This is a genomic window from Streptomyces sp. Inha503, from assembly GCF_047215865.1.
GTDB lineage: Bacteria > Actinomycetota > Actinomycetes > Streptomycetales > Streptomycetaceae > Streptomyces > Streptomyces lycopersici.
Genome location: NZ_CP178360.1, coordinates 1286521 through 1307648, shown reverse-complemented (window position 1 = coordinate 1307648; position 21128 = coordinate 1286521). Strand labels below are relative to the sequence as shown.

Below are 21128 nucleotides of genomic sequence, written 5' to 3'. Positions count from 1 at the left end.
CGGTGCTGATCACCGGTGCCGGTGGTGTTCTGGGGGGTCTGGTCGCCCGGCATCTGGTGGCGGAGCACGGCGTGCGCCGGCTGCTGCTGGTCAGCCGTCGTGGCCGGGCGGCCGAGAGTCTGACGGAGCTTGAGGCGGAGCTGACGGCGTTGGGTGCCTCGGTCACGATTGCCGCCTGTGATGTCGCCGACCGTGATGCGCTGGCCAATGTGCTGGCGGGGCTGCCGGATGGGCGTGGTCTGACTGGTGTGGTTCACGCCGCGGGTCTGCTGGATGACGGCACGGTGACGTCGCTGACGCCGGAGCGGCTGGATGCGGTGTTGCGGGCGAAGGTCGATGGGGCGTGGCATCTGCACGAGTTGACGCGCCGTTTCGATATGGCCATGTTCGCCCTGTTCTCGTCGACCGCCGGGGTCCTGGGGTCCGCGGGGCAGGCCAACTACGCCGCCGCCAATACGTTCCTGGACGGGCTGGCTCAGCGGCGCCGGGCGATGGGTCTGCCCGGGGTGTCGCTTGCCTGGGGTCTGTGGGCCGAGCGCTCCGGGATGACCGGACACCTCGGCCAGGCGGACATCTCGCGGATGACGCGGGGCGGATTGGTGCCGTTCTCCTCCGAGGAGGGGCTGCGGCTGTTTGACACGGCGGGTCGGCTGGCCGAGGGGGTGGTGGTGCCCGCCCGGCTCGATCTCGGCCAGTTGGCGGCCACCGCCGATGCCTCGCCCGTACCCCCGTTGCTGAACGCACTCGTACGTCGGCCCGCACCGCCACGGCGCGCCTCGGCCCAGGAAGACCCCGGCACCCAGGAGGCGCCACTGGCGCGGCGGCTGGCCGGGCGCGGCCAGGGGGAGCGGCAGCGGACGTTGCTGCGTCTGGTCCAGGAGCATGCCGCCACGGTCCTCGGCCATGGGACGGCGTCCGCGGTGGTCACCGATCGTGGCTTCCTGGAGTTGGGCTTCGACTCGCTCACCGCGGTCGAGTTGCGCAACCGGTTGAACGCGGCCACCGGGCTGCGGCTGCCCGCGACGCTCATCTTCGACTACCCGACCCCCGCCGCGCTGGGCGCACATCTGGTTGCGGAGATCGCCCCCGTGGCCGCGGACGACCCGGCGGCCGCCGAACTCGACCGATTGGAAGCCACACTGCTCGACACGGACACGGCAGCTGACGACGCCACCGGGGCGATGGTGACCGGTCGGCTGAAGGGCCTTCCGTCGGGTGGCGGGTGGGACGGCGGTCGTGGCGTTTCGGCGCCGGATGGCCCGACCACCACGGATTCCGGTGGCACGGACGACGTCGCCGACCACCTGGAGACTGCGGCGGCCTATCTCCGGCGGGTGACGGCTGATCTGCACCAGACGCGGCAGCGTCTCCAGGACGTGGAGTCCGCGGCCCGGGAGCCGATCGCGATCGTCGGGATGAGCTGCCGGTTCCCCGGCGGGGTGCGCTCCCCCGAGGAGTTCTGGCGGCTGCTGAGCGGGGCCGAGGACGCCATCACACCGTTTCCCGAGGACCGCGGCTGGAACCTCGGCCCGCTCTACGACGCGGACCCCGACCGGCCGGGCACGTCCTATGCACGTGAGGGCGGATTCCTGCACGACGTCGGCGACTTCGACGCCGATTTCTTCGGGATCTCGCCGCGTGAGGCGCTGGCGATGGACCCCCAGCAGCGGCTGCTGCTGGAGACCTCGTGGGAGGCCATCGAGCGGGCCGGTATCGACCCGACCTCGCTCAGGGGCAGCCGGTCCGGAGTGTTCGTCGGCGCCGTGGCCCCCGACTACGGGCCGCGGGTGCACGAGGCCACTGACGGTGTCGAGGGCCACCTGGTGACCGGCAGCGCCATCAGCGTCGTATCCGGGCGCGTCGCCTACACCCTGGGCCTGGAGGGCCCGGCCGTGACGGTGGACACCGCGTGTTCCTCGTCGCTGGTCGCCCTGCACCTGGCCGTACAGGCCCTGCGCCAGGGGGAGTGCTCCCTCGCTCTGGCCGGTGGCGTCACCGTCATGGCCACGCCCGGCACCTTCATCGGCTTCAGCCGGCAGCGCGGGCTCGCACCCGACGGCCGGTGCAAGCCCTTCTCCGCGGCGGCCGACGGTTTCGGGGCCGCCGAGGGCGCCGGCATGCTGTTCCTGGAGCGGCTCTCCGACGCACACCGCAACGGGCACCCCGTGCTGGCCGTCGTCCGGGGCACGGCCACCAACCAGGACGGCGCGAGCAGCGCGCTCTCCGCTCCCAACGGCCCATCCCAGCAGCGGGTGATCCGCCAGGCGCTGGCCAACGCCGGGCTCACGGCCGGGCAGGTCGACGCCGTCGAGGCACACGGGACGGGAACGAAGCTGGGCGACCCGATCGAGGCACAGGCACTGCTGGCCACCTACGGCCGTGAGCGCGCCACGGACCACACGCTGCTGCTGGGGTCGGTCAAGTCGAACATCGGTCATACGCAGGCGGCCGCCGGTGTGGCGGGTGTGATGAAGATGGTGCTGGCGATGCGGCACGGCGTGCTGCCGCCCACCTTGCACATCGAGGAGCCGTCCCCGCACGTGGACTGGACGGCGGGCACCGTCGAACTCCTCACCGAGGCCACCGCGTGGCCCGAGGGTGAGGAGCCGCGCCGGGCCGGTGTGTCCTCGTTCGGCATCAGCGGCACCAACGCCCACGCCATCATCGAGCAGGCGCCGCCACCGGCCGCCACCGACACCGCTTCCGGTGCGGACGTGGCGGAGGAGGCGGAGGAGGCGGAGGCGCCACGCACGGCGCTGCCACTCGTCCCCTGGCGGCTGGCCGGTAAGTCCGAGGCCGCGCTGCGCGCCCAGGCCACCCGGCTGCTGGACCACGTGGAGCGCCACCCGGAGGTCACGGCCGAGGACATCGGACTGTCCCTCGCCACCACGCGGACCGCCTTCGAGCACCGCGCGGTCGTACTGGCTCCGGACCGTGCGGAGGCCGTACGGATCCTGGCCGATCACCTCGCGGGGCGGGGCACCTCCGGGCTGGTCGAAGGCGTCGCCACACGCAGTGCCGGGGTTGCCTTCGTCTTCCCCGGCCAAGGGTCGCAGTGGGTGGGCATGGCGGCCGGGCTGCTGGAATCCTCGCCGGTGTTCGCCCGGCGGATCGAGGAGTGCGCGGCGGCCCTGGCGCCGCATGTGGACTGGTCGCTGGTGGATGTGCTCGGCGACCCCGTGGCGCTGGAGCGGGTGGACGTCGTACAGCCCGCCCTGTTCGCGGTGATGGTGTCCCTGGCGGAGCTGTGGCGCTCGTACGGTGTGGAGCCTTCGGCCGTCATCGGCCATTCGCAGGGTGAGATCGCGGCGGCGTGTGTGGCGGGTGCGTTGTCGCTGGAGGACGCCGCGCGCGTGGTGGCCCTGCGCAGCCAGGCACTGCGGGCGCTGTCCGGGCGCGGGGGCATGGCGTCGGTGTCGCTGCCCGTGGAGCGCGTACGGGAGCGGCTCGCGGCATGGGGCGAGCGGCTGTCGGTGGCGGCGGTGAACGGCCCCTCGGCGGTCGTGGTCTCCGGCGACGCGGACGCGCTGGACGAGCTGCTGGCGGCGTGCGAGGAGGAGGAGATCCGGGCGCGCCGCGTCCCCGTGGACTACGCCTCGCACTCCGTCCACGTCGAGAGTCTTGGGGACGAGATCCGGCGCACCCTCGCCGGGATCGCTCCGCGGTCCTCCTCGGTGCCGTTCTACTCCACGGTGACCGGCGGTGTGCTGGACACCACCGAGCTGAACGCCGGCTACTGGTACCGCAATCTGCGCGCGACGGTGCGCTTCGACGAGACCGTACGGGTGCTCCTCGACGCGGGTTTCCAGACGTTCGTGGAGGCCAGCGCGCATCCGGTGCTCACCATGGGCGTCGAGCAGACGGCCGAGGACCACGGCACCCCCGTGGTGGCCGTCGGCTCGCTGCGCCGCGACGAAGGCGGCCCGGAAAGGTTCCTGACCTCCCTGGCCGAGGCCCACGTCGGCGGCATCGCCATCGACTGGCGGACGGTGTTCACCGGAACCGGTGCGCACCCCGTCGACCTGCCCACCTACGCCTTCCAGCACCAGCGCTACTGGCTCACCTCGGCCACCACCGCGCGCCCCACCGAGGGCACGTCGGCCGAAGACAGCGCGGACACGCACTTCTGGCAGGCCGTGGAGCGCGAGGACACCGAGGCACTGGCCGCCACGCTCCAGGTCCAATCCACCGAGCAGCACGCCTCGTTGGACACCGTCCTGCCCGCCCTCGCACAGTGGCGTCGGCAGCGGCGCTCCGAATCGACCGTCGACGAGTGGCGCTACCGAGTGATCTGGCGCCCCAAGAGCGGCACCCCGGCCGCCTCGCTCCCCGGGCCATGGCTGCTGCTGGCTCCCAGCTCCCGCCCCGACGACCCGCTGGTCACGGCCTCCCGCGAGGCGCTCGCGGCACACGGAGCCGATGTCGTACTCGTCGAGCTGGGCGCGGACGACGCACACCGCGCCACGGTGGCCGAGCGGCTGCGCGCCGCCACCGCCGACCACCCGCTGGACACGCTGTCCGGCGTGCTGTCGCTGCTGCCGCTCGATGAACACCCGCACCCCGCACATCCCGTGGCCACCACCGGCCTGACCCTGACCCTCGCCCTGATCCAGGCCCTCGACGACCTCGCCGTCCGAGCGCCACTGTGGTGCGCCACCCAGGGCGCGGTGTCCATCGGCAGCTCCGATCCGCTCACCAGCCCCGCCCAGGCGGCGGTGTGGGGTCTGGGCCGGGTGGCCGGAGTGGAGTACCCGGACAGCTGGGGCGGGCTGATCGACCTGCCGCGCGCCATGGACACACGGGCCGGGGCCCGGCTCGCCGGAGTGCTCGCGGACGGCGGCCCCGAGGACCAGACCGCGATCCGCGCCTCGGGCGTGATGCTGCGGCGGCTCGAACCCGCACCCCTGGGGAACACCCCGGCGCGGCGCACCTGGAAGCCCCGTGGCACGGTCCTCATCACCGGTGGCACCGGCGCCCTCGGCACCCGCCTGGCCCGGTGGCTGGCACACAACGGCGCCGAACACCTGGTGCTGACCAGTCGCCGCGGCCTCGCCGCCCCCGGCGCCGAAGACCTGGTCGCCGAACTCGCCGAACAGGGCACCCGGGTCACCGTCGCCGCCTGCGACGTGGCGGACCGCGCCGCGCTCCAGCGCGTCCTCGCGTCCATACCCGACGACCGGCCGCTCACCGCCGTCATCCACGCCGCGGCCCATATCGACCTGGCCGGGCTGGGCGCGACGACCTCGGCGGAGTTCGCCCAGGTCATGGACGCGAAAGTGGCGGGCGCGGCCCATCTGGACGAGCTGCTGGACGACACTCCGCTGGACGCGTTCGTGCTGTTCTCCTCGGTGTCCGGGCTGTGGGGCGTGGGCGACCATGGCGCGTACGCCGCCGCCAACGCCTACCTGGACGCGCTCGCCGAGCGGCGGCGGGCGAACGGCCTGACGGCCACTTCGGTGGCCTGGGGAGTGTGGGACGCCACCGGCGACAACATGCCCGAGGCCCTGGACCTGGACCAGTTGCGGCGGCGTGGACTGCGGTTCATGGACCCGGAGCTCGGCATCGCCGCGCTGCGGCAGACCCTCGACCACGACCAGACCCACCTGGCCATCGCCGATATCGACTGGGAGAACTTCATCCCGGTCTTCACCTCCGCCCGCCCCAGCCCGCTGCTGGACGAACTGCCCGCGATGCGACGCGTCCAGGAGGGCACCGAAACCGCCGGGGCGGTCGCGAACGCGTCGGCCGACGCCTCCTCGGGCCTGCGGCAGCGGCTGACCGGACTGACTGCCACCGAGCGTGAGCACACCGTCCTGGAACTGGTGCGCGCGCAGGTGGTTTCCGTCCTCGGACACGCCACCTCGGACGCGGTGGATTCCGAGCGCGCGTTCAAGGACCTCGGCTTCGACTCGCTGACCGCCGTCGAACTGCGCAACCGGCTGAACGCGGCCACCGGGCTGCGCCTGCCCGCCACGCTGGCCTTCGACTACCCCAGCACCGCCGTCCTCAGCCACCACATCCTCACCGAGCTGACGGGGGCGGCGGCCGACGAGACGGGCCTCCCCGCCCTCCCGCGGACGGCGGCGGGGGCGGAGATGGCGCGGGCCGTGCCCGTGGACTCCGACGACGACCCCATCGCCATCGTGGCGATGAGCTGCCGTTACCCCGGCGGGGTGTCCTCCCCCGACGAGCTGTGGCAGCTCGTCATGTCCGGCGGTGACGCGATCGGCGGGCTGCCCACCGACCGTGGCTGGGACATCGAGGGCATCTACCACCCGGACCCGGACGCGCCAGGCAAGACGTATGTGCGCGAAGGCGGTTTCCTCTACGGCGCGGGCCACTTCGACCCGGCGTTCTTCGGTATCTCGCCACGTGAGGCGCTGGCCATGGACCCCCAGCAGCGGCTGCTGCTGGAGACCTCATGGGAAGCGTTCGAGCGTGCCGGAGTGCCCGCGCTCGCGCTGCGCGGCAGCCGCACCGGCGTCTTCATCGGCTCCAACTACCAGGAGTACGGGCCGCGGGTGCATGAGGCGCCCGAGGGTTCCGAAGGCCACCTGATGACGGGAAGCGCGGCCAGCGTCGTGTCCGGACGCGTCGCGTACGCCTTCGGCTTCGAGGGCCCCGCGGTGACGGTGGACACCGCGTGCTCGTCGTCCCTGGTGGCGTTGCACCTGGCGGCGCAGGCACTGCGGAACGGGGAGTGCTCACTGGCGCTCGCCGGTGGCGTCGCCGTCATGCCGAACCCCGGTGCCCTCATCGGCTTCAGCCGCCAGCGCGGCCTGGCGCTCAACGGCCGCTGCAAGGCGTTCGCGGGGGCCGCGGATGGCATGGGGCTCGCGGAGGGCGTCGGTGTGCTGCTGCTCGAGCGGCTGTCCGACGCCCGGCGGAACGGGCACCGGGTGCTCGCCGTGGTGCGGGGCAGCGCGGTCAACCAGGACGGTGCGTCGAACGGTCTGACGGCGCCGAACGGCCCGTCGCAGCAGCGGGTGATCCGGGCGGCGTTGGAGAGTGCTCGGCTGTCGGCGGCTGAGGTGGACGCGGTCGAGGCGCACGGTACGGGCACGAAGCTGGGCGATCCCATCGAGGCGCAGGCGCTGCTGGCGACGTACGGCCAGGAGCGGATGGCCCAGGACCGGCCGCTGTGGCTGGGGTCGGTGAAGTCCAACATCGGTCATACACAGGCCGCCGCGGGTGTGGCGGGTGTGATGAAGATGGTGCTCGCCATGCGGCACGGTGTGCTGCCGAGGACACTGCACGTGGATGAGCCGTCGCCGCATGTGGACTGGTCGGCGGGTGCGGTGGAGCTGCTGACGGATGCGGTGGAGTGGCCGGAGACGGATCGGCCGCGGCGTGCGGGTGTGTCGTCGTTCGGGATCAGCGGCACCAACGCACACGTCATCCTGGAACACCTCGCCGAGGAGCCGCCCGTCTCCGAGCCGGTGAACGGCGCGCCTGAGGAGCCGGCGCTGGTGCCGTGGGTGGTGTCGGCGAAGTCCGAGGGTGCGCTGCGGGCGCAAGCGGAGCTTCTGCTGCCCTACGCCCGGGGCGAGGCCGGAGCGGAGGCGTCGCCGGCTGATGTGGCGTCGTCGCTGGTCACGACCCGGTCGGCCCTCGATGAGCGGGCGGTGGTGCTGGCGGGCGACGGTGAAGGGCTCGCCGCTGGGTTGCGAGCGCTGGTGGATGGCGTACCGGCGGCCGGTGTGGTGCGCGGGTCGGTGGTGCCGGGGAAGCTTGCGGTGTTGTTCTCGGGGCAGGGCAGCCAGCGTGCCGGGATGGGCCGGGAGCTGTATGAGGCGTTCCCGGTCTTCGCGGACGCGTTTGACCAGGTGTGCGCGCTGTTCGACGTGGAGTTGGAGCGGCCGCTGCGGGATGTGGTGTTCGGCGATGCGTCGGGGCTGGACGAGACCGGGTTTACGCAGTGTGGGTTGTTCGCGGTGGAGGTGGGGCTGTTCCGGTTGGTGGAGTCGTGGGGTGTGCGGCCGGATTGTGTGGCGGGGCATTCGATTGGTGAGTTGGTGGCGGCGTATGTGGCGGGTGTGTTGTCGCTTGCGGATGCGTGTGTGTTGGTGGCGGCTCGTGGGCGCTTGATGCAGGGGTTGCCGTCGGGTGGGGTGATGGTGTCGGTTCAGGCGGCTGAGGCGGATGTGCTGCCGTTGCTGGCTGGTCGTGAGGCTGAGGTGAGCGTAGCGGCGGTCAATGGTCCCTACTCGACCGTGATTTCCGGTGTGGAGGCGGCGGTGTTGCAGGTCGCCGGGCTGCTGGAGGCCGAGGGCGTCAAGACCAAGCGGCTGCGGGTCTCGCATGCGTTCCATTCGCCGTTGATGGAGCCGATGCTGGCCGAGTTCCGGCGGGTGGCCGAGGGGTTGTCGTACGCGCCTCCCCGCATCCCCGTGGTGTCGAATGTGACGGGTCTGGTGGCGGACGCCGAGGCGCTGTGCTCGGCCGAGTACTGGGTGCGGCACGTCCGCGAGACCGTGCGCTTCGCCGACGGTGTGGAGTGCCTGGCCGGGCAAGGCGTCGTCACCTACCTGGAGTTGGGCCCCGACGGGATCCTCTCCGGGATGGGGCAGGAGTGTGTGCCCGACGCCGTCTTCGCCCCCGTTCTTCGCAGCGGTCGGGAAGAGATCGCCTCGGTCATGGAGGGGCTGGCCCAGATCCATGTGCGGGGCCGCGCCGTGGACTGGGCGGCACTCCTCGCACCGGCGCGCCCCCGGACCGTCGAGCTGCCCACGTACCCCTTCCAACGGGAACACTTCTGGCTGGAGTCGTCCGTCCCCACGGCTGAGCCGAGCCCCACGGACGCGGTGGACGCCGACTTTTGGGACGCGGTGGAGCGTGAGGATCTGCCCGCGCTCACGGACGCGCTGGCCGTCGCGGACGGGAACGGCGCCGGTGAATCGCTGGCGGCGGTGCTGCCCGTACTCTCGTCGTGGCGTCGCCGTGGACGTGAGCGCGCCACGGTGGACGGGTGGCGCTACCGCGTGTCGTGGTCGCCGATGTCCGACGGGCCGGGCACGGTGACCGGTCCGTGGCTGGTCGCGGTCCCCGCGGGGATGACCGCCGACCCGTGGGTGTCGGCGTGTGCGGACGCCCTCGCCGGGCGTGGTGCGCGGCCGGTGATGGTCGAGCTGGGGCCCGATGACGCCGACCGTGAGCTGGTGGCGGCGCGGCTCCGCGAGGGTCTGGACGGGACCGAAGCGGCCGATGCCGCGGGCGTGTTGTCCCTGCTGGCGCTGGCCGAGGGACGCCACGGCCAGTATCGGTCGGTGCCCCTGGGCGTGGCCTTGACGCTGTCGCTGGTGCAGGCGGTGGGTGATGTCGGCTTGGCCGCTCCGCTGTGGTGTGCGACGCGCGGTGCGGTCGCGGTCGCTGGTGCCGAGGGCGTACGCGCGGTGGAGCAGGCGGCGGTGTGGGGCCTGGGCCGGGTGGCCGGTCTGGAGGTGCCCGAGCGCTGGGGCGGTCTGGTGGATCTTCCCGAGGTGTGGGATGCGCGGGTGGCGGATCGCCTCGTGGATGTGGTGAGTGGTCGTACGGGCGAGAGTGAGGTCGCCGTGCGCGGCTCGGGGGTGTTCGCGCGCCGTATCGTCCGGGCGTTGGCCGGTGGGCATGGGGTCGAGGGCTGGGAGCCGTCGGGGACTGTGTTGGTGACCGGTGGTACGGGTGCGTTGGGTGCTCATGTGGCGCGGTGGTTGGCGGGTGCGGGTGCGGAGCATCTGCTGTTGGTTTCGCGTCGTGGGCTTGAGGCCGTGGGGGTGGATGAGTTGTGTGCCGAGCTCGGGGGGATGGGTGCTCGGGTGACGGTTGCGGCGTGTGATGTGGGTGACCGGGATGCGTTGGCCGGGGTGTTGGCCGGGGTGCCGGATGAGTTGCCGTTGACGGCGGTGGTGCATGCGGCGGGGGTGCTGGATGACGGTGTGCTGGACGGGTTGTCGGTGGACCGGTTCGAGGGTGTGTTGCGGGGGAAGTGGGAGGCGGCGTGGCATCTGCATGAGTTGACGCGGGGGTTGGAGCTTTCGGCGTTTGTGCTGTTCTCGTCGTTCTCGGGGGTGGTGGGTGCCGCTGGGCAGGCGAATTATGCGGCGGCGAACGCGATGTTGGACGCGTTGGCGGAGTGGCGGCGTGGTGCGGGGCTCCCGGCCACGTCGGTGGCCTGGGGTCCGTGGGCCGACAACGGCATGGCCGTAAGCAGCGCCGAGGTCAGCCGTACCATCCGGCGCAATGGCATGACCGCGATGGATCCACGGCTCGCCCTGGCTGCGCTGGAGCGCGCCGTCACCCACCCGGACGCCGCCATCGCCGTCGTCGACGCCGACTGGGAGCGTTTCGCCGACACCTTCGAGGCTCGGCGGCTGTCCCGGCTGCTCAGCGGAGTCCCGGAGGTCCGGAGGCTGACCGAGACCGCCCGGCCAGGCGACACCGGCCCCGCGCACACCGAGGAGTCCTCGGCACTCGTCCGCCGCCTGGAGAGCCTGTCCGAGGCCGAACGGCGGCGCACCCTGCTGGAGCTCGTGCGTGCCCACGTGGCCGCCGTGCTCGGCCACGGCGGTGTGGACGCCATCGGCCCCGCCCGCGCCTTCATGGAGATCGGCTTCGACTCCCTGACCGCGGTGGGCCTGCGCAACCAGCTCAGTGAGGCCACGGGCGTCCAGCTCCCGGCCACCCTGGTCTTCGACTACCCCACACCGACCGCGCTGGCCGGATATCTGCTCACCGAACTGCTCGGCGGCCACGAGCGGACGGACGGCGCGACGACGGACGGCGCGACGACGGACGGCGCGACGACGGACGTGGCCACGACCGCGTCGTCCACCACGGCGGACGAGCCGATCGCGATCGTCTCGATGAGCTGCCGCTTCCCCGGCGACGTACGCTCCGCCGACGATCTGTGGCGGCTGCTGGCCTCCGGAGAAGACGCCGTCTCGGCCTTCCCCACGGACCGTGGCTGGGACCTCGAGGGGCTGTACGACACGGACCCTGACGCGATCGGAAAGAGCTACGTACGCGAGGGGGCTTTCCTCTCCGAGGTGAGCGGCTTCGACGCGTCCTTCTTCGGTATCTCGCCGCGCGAGGCGCTGGCGATGGACCCCCAGCAGCGGCTGCTGCTGGAAACGTCATGGGAGCTGTGGGAGCGGGCCGGAATCGACCCGGAAGCGGTGCGCGGCAGCCGTACCGGCGTGTTCATGGGCACCAACGGCCAGGAGTACGTGTCCCTGGTCGACCGGGCCCCGGAGACCACCGAAGGCTATGTGGCCACCGGCAACGCGGCCAGCGTCGTCTCCGGCCGCATCTCGTACACCTTCGGCTTCGAGGGACCGGCGGTCACGGTGGACACCGCCTGCTCGTCGTCCCTGGTGGCGCTGCACCTGGCGGCGCAGGCGCTGCGACAGGGTGAGTGCTCCCTCGCGCTCGCCGGTGGCGTCTCGGTGATGGTGTCACCGCGTGGCTTCGTGGAGTTCAGCCGTCAGCGGGGCCTGGCGCCGGACGGCCGGTGCAAGCCGTTCGCGGCGGCCGCCGACGGCACGGCCTGGGGCGAGGGCGTGGGCATGCTGCTGCTGGAACGGCTGTCCGACGCGCGCCGCAACGGCCACCAGATTCTCGCGGTGGTACGCGGCTCCGCCGTCAACCAGGACGGTGCCAGCAACGGCCTCACCGCGCCCAACGGCCCGTCCCAGCAGCGAGTGATCCGCCAGGCACTGGCCAACGCCGGGCTCCCGGCCGGGCAGGTCGACGTCGTGGAGGCGCACGGGACGGGTACGACGCTGGGCGATCCGATCGAGGCACAGGCGCTGCTGGCCACCTACGGCCGGGAACACACCGATGACCAGCCCCTGTGGCTCGGCTCGATCAAGTCCAATATCGGGCATACACAGGCGGCCGCCGGTGTGGCGGGCCTGATGAAGATGGTGCTGGCCATGCGGCACGGTCTGCTGCCCGGGATGCCCAACGTGGACGAGCCCTCCCCGTACGTGGACTGGTCGCCCGGCACGGTCCAGCTGCTGACCGATGCCACGCCGTGGCCCGAGACCGGCCGGCCGCGGCGGGCGGGCGTGTCCTCCTTCGGCGTCAGCGGCACCAACGCGCACGTCATCCTGGAACAGGCGCCTTCGCCGCGACCGGAGCCCGAGCGGGCCGCCGTGGACGTGCCCGCCGGCGACCTGGGGCGGCTGCCCGTCACCCCCTGGCCGGTCTCGGGCAAGTCCGAGGCCGCGTTGCGCACACAGGCGGACCGGCTGCTGGCGCATGTGCGCGAGCGTACGGAGCTCTCGGCCGATGACATCGGCCTGTCGCTGGCGACCACGCGCAGTGCGTTCGAGCACCGTGCGGTGGTGCTGGCCGGGGACCGGGACGGTCTGGTCGATGTCGTGGCGGCACTCGCGGAGGGCCGGGACGCTCCGGGACTGATCCGGGGAGTGGCCGGTGCTGACGGTCGTGCGGTGTTGGTCTTCCCTGGTCAGGGTTCGCAGTGGGTGGGGATGGCGGCGGGGTTGTTGGAGTCGTCGCCGGTGTTCGCGGAGCGGATCGGGGAGTGTGCGGCGGCGCTGGCGCCGTTCGTGGACTGGTCGCTCGGGGATGCGCTGCGGGGTGGTGAGGGTGCTGCGGTGGCGTTGGAGCGGGTGGATGTGGTGCAGCCTGCTCTGTTCGCGGTGATGGTGTCGTTGGCTGAGGTGTGGCGTTCGTACGGGGTGGTGCCTGCGGCGGTCGTTGGTCACTCGCAGGGTGAGATCGCGGCGGCGTGTGTGGCGGGTGCGTTGTCATTGGAGGATGCGGCGCGGGTGGTGGCGTTGCGGAGCAAGGCGTTGCGGGCGCTGTCGGGGCTGGGCGGCATGGTGTCGGTGCCGTTGCCCGTGGACTCGGTGCGCGAGCGGCTTGCGGCGTGGGGTGAGCGGTTGGCGGTGGCGGCGGTGAACGGGCCCTCGGCGGTCGTGGTATCCGGTGACGCGGACGCGCTGGACGAGTTGCTGGCGGCGTGCGAGGCGGACGGGGTCCGGGCGCGTCGTATCCCCGTCGACTACGCCTCGCACTGCGCCCATGTCGAGGCCATCGAGGGCGAGTTGCTGCGGGAGCTGGCGGATATCGCTCCCCGGTCGTCGTCGGTGCCGTTCTACTCCACGGTCACCGCCGGTGTGCTGGACACCACGGGCCTGGACGCCGGGTACTGGTACCGCAATCTGCGCCAGACCGTGCGCTTCGACGAGACGGTACGCGCCCTGCTGGCCGATGGTTTCGATACGTTCATCGAGGCCAGCGCCCATCCGGTGCTCACCATGGGCGTGGAGCAGACCGCCGAGGACCACGGGGCACGGGTGACCGCCGTCGGGTCCCTGCGGCGTGACGAAGGCGGGCTCGACCGGTTCGTCACCTCACTGGCCGAGGCGTACGTGGGCGGCGCCGCCGTCGACTGGGCGGGGACGTTCGCGGGGACGGGCGCGCGGCGCGTCGATCTGCCGACGTACGCCTTCCAGCACCAGCGCTTCTGGGTCGAGCCCTCGGCCATGGCGGGCGATGTGTCATCGGCCGGGCTGGTCTCCGCCGACCACCCCCTGCTCGGCGCGGCGGTCGCGCTGCCCGAGTTCGGCGGGCAGCTGTTCACCGGTCGGCTCTCGCTCCGTACCCACCCGTGGCTGGCCGACCACACCATTCACGGCACCGCGCTGCTCCCCGGGGCCGCACTGGTCGAGATGGCGCTGCGGGCCGGTGACGCGGTCGGCTGCGGCCATTTGGAGGAGCTGACGCAGGAAACGCCCCTCGCCCTTCCCGAGAGTGGCGCCGTCCAACTGCAACTGACGGTCGGCGGCCCGGGCGACTCCGGACGACGCACCGTGAACCTCTACTCGCGCTTCGAGGACGGCCCTGCCGACCTGCCCTGGACCCACCATGCCACCGGTGTGCTGACCACGGAGGGGTCCACGGCGCCGGCGGAGACCGGGCTCGGCCAGTGGCCGCCGGCGGATGCCTCGCCGATCGACCTCGCCGACCGGTACCCGAGCGCGGCCGCGCTCGGCGGTATCGAGTACGGTCCGGCGTTCCGCGCCCTGCGCCACGCGTGGCGTCGCGGTGCGGAGATCTTCGCCGAGGTGGTGTTGGCGGAGGACATGCGCCCGGAGGCCGGTCGCTTCGGTCTGCATCCCGTGCTGCTCGACGCGGCCCTGCACGCCGTGGCCGATCTGACCGCCGACGACGGTGGCCGCGCCCGGCTCCCGTACCGGTGGACCGGGACGTCCCTGTACGCCACCGGTGCGACGACCCTGCGCGTACGGCTCTCCACGGAACGGCCGGACGGCATGGCGATCCTGCTGGCCGACGAATCGGGCCACGCGGTGGCCGATGTCGCTGCGGTGGCGACCCGCGCCTTCACATCGGAAGAGCTCACCGGGGGGCATCGGCCCCATGAGTCGCTGTTCCGGGTGGAGTGGATGAGTGTCCCGGCAGGCTCCGCCGGTGTCGAGCCGGACCGTGCCCACTGGTCGATCGTCGGCCCTGACGGCGCCGAACTGCGGACCGCGCTCGAAACGAGCGGTGGGCGGATCGACGAGTACGACGACATGGGCGCCCTGCTCCGGCCCGACGCACCGGCCGGGACAATGCCCGACCTCGTACTCCTGCCGTTCCTCACCGATTCGGCAACCGACACCGATTCGGCAACCGACACCGATTCGGCAACCGACTCCGTCGCGGCGCAGGACGACCTGGTGTCCGCGACTCGCCAGGCGACACACCGCGCCCTGGACGGGCTTCAGGCGTGGCTGGCAGATGAGCGGTGCGCCGGTTCGCGGTTGGTGGTGGTGACGCGGGGTGCGGTGGCGGCCGTGGCGGGTGAGGATGTGCCGGACGCGTCGGCTGCCGCGGTCTGGGGTCTGGTGCGGTCGGCGCAGGCCGAGCATCCGGACCGATTCGTCCTGGTGGATCTGGAGAGCCTGGAGTGGGCCGCCGAGGCGATCGGTGCGGCGGTGGCCACCGGAGAGCCTCAGATCGCCGTGCGTAGGGGCGGTGCGTACGCCCCCAGGCTGACCCGGGCCCTGGTACCCGTGGCGCCTCGGCGAGAGGTGGTGTGGGAGCCCGGTGGTTCGGTGCTGATCACGGGCGCCAGTGGTGTGCTGGGCGGTTTGGTGGCGCGTCATGTGGTCGCCCGCCACGGGGTGCGCAGCGTGGTGTTGGTGTCGCGGCGCGGTCGCGACGCGGCGGGTGCGGCGGAGCTGGAGGCCGAGCTCGCCGACATCGGCGCACGCGTGGTGTTCGAGGCGTGCGATGTCGCCGACCGTGAGGCGCTGGCCGGGGTGCTGGCGCGTATTCCGGCGGATCGGCCGCTGCGTGGTGTGGTGCATGCGGCCGGTGTGCTGGACGACGGTCTGATCGAGTCGTTGACGCCGGAGCGCATCGACGCGGTGTTGCGGCCGAAGGTCGATGCGGCGGTGCATCTGGATGAGTTGACGCGGGATCTGGATCTGTCGGCGTTTGTGATGTTCTCGTCGGCTGCCGCCACTTTTGGTGCGGCGGGGCAGGGGAACTACGCGGCGGCGAATATGTTCCTGGACGCGCTGGCGGCGCGGCGTCGGGCGCATGGGCTTGCGGGAGTGTCGTTGGCCTGGGGCTTCTGGGCCGAACGCAGCGATATGACCGGCCACTTGGGCGAGGTCGACATGGCCCGGATGGCACGGTTCGGGATGACCCCGCTGACCGCCGACGAGGGGCTGGCGCTCTTCGACGCGGCACACACGGCCGATGACTCCCTGCTGGTGCCGACGCGTATGGACGTCGCGGTGCTCCGCGCGCACGCCCGGCCCGGAACCACCCCCGCTCTGCTGCGCCACCTCATCGGCGCCCCGGCCCGACGGGTGATCGACGCCACCACCGACGACCAGGGCGGCGCCACCGCCCTCGTACGCCGTCTCGCGGATCTGCCCCGGTCCGAGCGGGAGGACGCCCTACTGGAGCTGGTGACCGATCACGCGGGAGCCGTGCTCGGCCATACGGAATCGGACGCGATCGCTCCCGGCCGCGCCTTCAGCGACATCGGCTTCGACTCGCTCACCGCGGTCGAGCTGCGCAACCGGCTCAACGCCGCCACCGGGCTTCGGCTTCCGGCCACGCTGGTCTTCGACTATCCGACACCGACCGCGGTCGCCCGCCACATCCTCGGCGAGGTGATGGATTCTGCCCAGGTCGGGGCCGAAACCCCGGCCCTCGACCGGACCCGGGCCATGCCGTCGGCGCTCCAGGCCAAGACCGATGATGAGCCGATCGCCATCGTCGGAATGGGTTGCCGCTTCCCGGGCGGTGTCCGTACGCCCGAAGAGTTGTGGCAACTGCTCATCAGCGGCGGGGACGCGGTCTCCGGGCTGCCCGACGATCGGGGCTGGGACCTGGAGGGTCTGTATCACCCGGATCCCGATCACCGGGGCACGGCGTATGCGCGTGAGGGTGGTTTCCTGTACGACGCGGGTGATTTCGATCCGGAGTTCTTCGGGATTTCGCCGCGCGAGGCGTTGGCGATGGATCCGCAGCAGCGGCTGTTGCTGGAGACGTCGTGGGAGGCGCTGGAGCGGGCCGGTATCGACCCGTCGTCGGTACGCGGCAGCCAGACCGGTGTGTTCTGCGGCCTGACGTACCACGACTACACCGATGCGGTGCAGCAGGCCGGCGAGGCCACGGAGGGCTACCTCATGACGGGCAACGCGGGGAGCGTCGCCTCGGGGCGGATCTCCTACACCTTCGGCTTCGAGGGACCCGCCGTGACCGTGGACACCGCCTGCTCCTCGTCCCTGGTGGCGCTGCACTGGGCCGCCCAGGCGCTGCGGCAGGGCGAGTGCTCGCTGGCCCTCGCGGGCGGCGCCACGGTCATGGCCAGCCCGCTGGCGTTCGTCGAGTTCAGCCGTCAGCGCGGACTGGCCCCGGACGGGCGCTGCAAGCCCTTCGCGGGAGCCGCGGACGGCACCGGCTGGGCCGAGGGCGTCGGGATGCTGCTGCTGGAGCGGCTGTCGGACGCGCGGCGGAACGGTCACCAGGTGCTCGCGGTGGTACGCGGCAGCGCCATCAACCAGGACGGTGCGTCAAACGGGTTGACCGCGCCGAATGGTCCGTCGCAGCAGCGGGTGATCCGGGCGGCGTTGGAGAGTGCTCGGCTGTCTGCGGCTGAGGTGGACGCGGTCGAGGCGCACGGTACGGGCACGAAGCTGGGCGATCCCATCGAGGCGCAGGCGCTGCTGGCGACGTACGGCCAGGAACGGGCGGCCCAGGACCGGCCGCTGTGGCTGGGTGCGATCAAGTCGAACATCGGCCATGCGCAGGCGGCTGCGGGTGTCGCGGGCGTGATGAAGATGGTGCTGGCGATGCGGCATGGTGTGTTGCCGAGGACGTTGCATGTCGATGAGCCGTCGCCGCATGTGGATTGGTCGGCGGGTGCGGTGGATTTGCTGACGGATGCGGTGGAGTGGCCGGAGACCGGCCGCCCCCGGCGTGCGGGTGTGTCGTCGTTCGGCATCAGTGGCACCAACGCACACGTCATCCTGGAACACGCCCCCGAGGAGCCGCCCGTCGCCGGGCCGGTGAACGGCGCGCCTGAGGAGTCTGCGCTGGTGCCGTGGGTGGTGTCGGCGAAGTCCGAGGGTGCGCTGCGGGCCCAGGCGGAGCGGCTGCTGTCGTACGCGCGCAGTCAGGCCGGGGCGGAGACGTCGGTGGCCGATGTGGCGTCGTCACTGGTCACGACGCGTAGTGCGTTCGAGCATCGTGCTGTGGTGCTGGCCGCTGATCGGGCTGGTCTTGTCGATGGCTTGGAGGCCCTGTCGATCGGCGATCCGGCGCCGGGCGTGGTTCAGGGTTCGGTGGTGCCCGGCAAGTTGGCGGTGTTGTTCTCGGGGCAGGGCAGTCAGCGTGCCGGGATGGGGCAGGGGCTGTATGAGGCGTTCCCGGTGTTCGCGGATGCCTTCGATGAGGTGTGTGGGCACTTTGAGGGCGCGCTGGAGCTCTCGCTGCGGGAAGTGATCAGCGGGGACGTGGCGGCGTTGGATGAGACCGCTTATACCCAGTGTGGGTTGTTCGCGGTCGAGGTGGCGTTGTTCCGGTTGGTGGAGTCGTGGGGTGTGCGGCCGGACTTCGTGACCGGGCATTCGATTGGTGAGCTGGTGGCCGCGCACGTGGCGGGTGTGTTGTCGCTTGCGGACGCGTGTGTGTTGGTGGCGGCTCGTGGGCGGTTGATGCAGGCGTTGCCGCCGGGTGGGGTGATGGTGTCGGTTCAGGCGGCTGAGGCGGATGTGCTGCCGTTGCTGGCTGGTCGTGAGGCTGAGGTGAGCGTAGCTGCGGTCAACGGTCCGCGTTCGACCGTGATCTCGGGGGCGGAAGAAGCGGTGGCGGAGGTCGCCGGGCTGCTGGAGGCCGAGGGCGTCAAGACGAAGCGGCTGCGGGTTTCGCATGCGTTCCATTCGCCGTTGATGGAGCCGATGCTGGCCGAGTTCCGGCGGGTGGCCGAGGGGTTGTCGTACGCTCCTCCGCGCATCCCCGTCGTGTCGAACGTGACGGGTCTGGTGGCGGACGCCGAGGCGCTGTGCTCGGCCAACTACTGGGCACGGCATGTGCGTGAGTCCGTGCGGTTCGCGGACGGGGTGCGGACCCTGGCCGACGCGGGAGTCACCACCTACCTGGAGCTCGGCCCGGACGAGGTGCTGTCCACGATGGGTGAGCAGTGCCTGCCGGAGGAGACAGCGGATGCCGCCGTCTTCCTACCCGCCGCGCGCTCCGGTCGCGACGAGGTCGAGACCGCACTGACGCTCGTGGCCGGGGCCTATGTCCGAGGTGTGCCGGTGGAGTGGACGACCGTGCTCGCGGCCGCCGCCGCACGACCGGCACGGCGGGTGGAGCTGCCGACGTACGCATTCCAACGCACGCGCTACTGGGTTGCGACAGGCGCGGCGCCGGAAACTCACCCCGGCACGGCAGATACTCAACGCGAGTCCGCCGACGCCGACTTCTGGGAAGCGGTGGAGCGCGAGGACCTGTCGGCGCTCGCGGACACACTGGCCGTCGAGAGCGAGGCCGACACGGGTGAGTCGCTCGCGGCGTTGCTGCCGGTCCTGTCGTCGTGGCGGCGTCGTAGCCGTGAGCGGTCGCAGGTCGACGCGTGGCGCTACCGGATCGCGTGGTCGCCGGTCTCGGACGTGGCGGCTGCGTCGCTGACGGGATCGTGGCTGGTGGTGGTCCCCGCCGGGCTGGCTGACGAGGAATGGGTCGCGGACTGCGTGGCCGCCCTGGCCACGCGTGGCGCCCTGCCCGTGGTCGTCGAGATCGAGGATGCCGACGCCGACCGTGAGGCGGTGGCGGCACGGCTGCGCGAGGCCCTGGGCGGCGCGGACCAGGCCGCCGACGTCACGGGGGTGCTGTCGCTGCTGGCCTTGGCCGAAGGGCGACACAGCCGGAATGCGGCGGTGCCATCGGGCCTGGCACTGACCTTGTCCCTGCTCCAGGGGATCGGGGACGCGGGTGTGGGTGGCCGTGTGTGGTGTGTGACGCGCGGTGCGATGGCGACGGGCGGTTCGGAGAGCCCGTCGAGCCTGGAGCAGGCGGCGGTGTGGGGGCTGGGCCGGGTCGCGGGGTTGGAGGCCCCGGAGCGCTGGGGCGGCCTGGTCGACCTGGCTCGGACTCCGGACGGCCGGGCCCTGGAGCGGCTGACGGCCGTCGTCAGCGGTGCCACCGGTGAGGACGAGGTGGCGGTGCGGGCGTCGGGTCTGTTCGCTCGCCGGGTGGTCCGTGCGGCCGTGGGCGCCGAGAGCGGGGAGGCGTGGCAGCCGTCGGGCACGGTGCTGGTGACCGGTGGTACGGGTGCTCTGGGCGCTCACGTGGCGCGATGGCTGGCGCAGGCCGGTGCGGAGCATCTGGTGCTGGTCTCGCGGCGCGGTCCAGCGGCCGAGGGCGTGGACAAGTTGCGGGCGCGGCTCGCCGAGTTGGGCGCCCGGGTGACGGTTGCGGCATGTGACGTGGGCGACCGCGAGGCGTTGGCCGGGGTGTTGGCCGGGGTGCCGGAGGAGTTCCCGCTGACGGCTGTGGTGCATACGGCGGGTGTGCTGGACGACGGTGTGCTGGACGGGCTGTCGGCCGACCGGTTCGAGGGTGTGCTGCGGGCGAAGGCCGAGGCGGCGTGGCATCTGCACGAGCTGACGCACGAGCTGGACCTCTCGGCGTTCGTGCTGTTCTCCTCGTTCTCCGCGACGGTGGGTGGCGCCGGACAGGGCAACTACGCGGCGGCGAACGCCTTCCTGGACGCGCTCGCCGAACACCGCCGCGCCGAGGGCCTGCCCGCCACCTCCGTGGCCTGGGGGCCGTGGGCCGACGGTGGCATGGCCACCGAGGACTCGGCCATCAGCGGCCGCATGGAGCGGTTCGGCCTCCCCGCGATGGAACCCGAGCTGGCCGTGACCGCGATGGCGCGTGCCGTCAACCAGTCCGACACCTGCCCGGTCATCACCGACATCGACTGGCCGAGGTTCACCGCCGGTGTCGACGGCACCCGGCTCGGCCTCCTCTTCGGCGACATCGCCGAGGTCAGGACGGCACGGCAGGCCGCCGACGCCACCTCGGACGGGCGGCAGACCGCCGGCACTCACCGGCCGACGCTCGCCACGACACTCGTGGAGCTTCCGGCGGCGGAACGCGAACCCGCCCTGCTCGACCTGGTGCGTACGCATACGGCGGCCGTCCTCGGATACGCCTCGCACGAGGGAATCGACGCCGAGCGTGGCTTCTTCGACATGGGGCTTGACTCGCTGACCGCCGTGGAACTGCGCAACCGTCTCAACGCGGCCACCGGGCTGCGGCTGCGGCCGACCGCGCTGTTCGACTACGGATCGCCGTCCGCGCTGGCCGGCCACCTCAAGGGGGAGCTGGTCGAGGACGAGGCCGCCCCGGAGAAGGCGCTGCCCGCCGAGATCGACCGACTCGAAACCGTCCTTACGGCCATGCCGCAGGACGACATCACCCGTACGAAGGCCATCATCCGGCTCCAGTCGGTGCTGGCCAAGCTGAGCGAACCCGTCGGCGGGGGCGGGAGCGCCGTACGGGACGACAACGCCAACGACGACCTGGAAAGCGCATCGGTGGACGAGCTCTTCGACGTCATCGACCGAGAACTCGGAGACGCCTGA

At 72.1% G+C, this 21128-nt stretch carries 1 protein-coding gene (running past one end of the window); it reads left to right on the top strand.

Annotated elements, in window-relative coordinates:
• A protein-coding gene (locus ACJX2R_RS05530) for a type I polyketide synthase (RefSeq protein WP_413099050.1) crosses the window boundary here: on the top strand, window positions 1-21128 show its 3' portion. It extends 16717 nt beyond the left edge of the window; only the last 21128 of its 37845 coding nucleotides appear in the window; its start codon lies beyond the left edge, outside the window; its stop codon occupies window positions 21126-21128.